Below are 351 nucleotides of genomic sequence, written 5' to 3'. Positions count from 1 at the left end.
TGGGCAGATTTATTGCGACGTGGTCGTTTGAGGCGTAGCGACAGCCCTTGCTCACAGTAGAGGCGGTAGATCCGTTTGTGATTGTCGCGCCAGCCCTCACGCCGTAGCATCACGTGTACCCGGCGATATCCGTAGTGAATTCGCGTTTCGGTGATCTCACGAATACGCAGGCGCAGTGCGCTGTCATCGGCAGCAACAGAACGATATCTAAACGAGCTGCGGCTGAGCCGTAGCGCAAAACAGATTTGTCTTTCGCTGGCACCGTATCGGGCCTGTAAATCCCTGACCCATTCGCGCAGGCGTGCCAGCGTCAGTTCTTTTTTGCCAGCACATCCTGCAGCATCGCCTTGT

General features: G+C 56.1%; 1 pseudogene. It reads right to left on the bottom strand.

Annotation, left to right across the window (positions count from 1 at the left end):
- Positions 1-351 (bottom strand): annotated as a pseudogene (locus IMQ33_RS01105) (IS3 family transposase); the annotation flags it as partial.

It is taken from the genome of Serratia sp. Res13-Sevr-LER1-36-b (assembly GCF_015673035.1).
Taxonomy (GTDB): Bacteria; Pseudomonadota; Gammaproteobacteria; order Enterobacterales; family Enterobacteriaceae; genus Chania; species Chania fonticola_C.
This window is presented reverse-complemented; position numbering and strand designations above follow the sequence as displayed.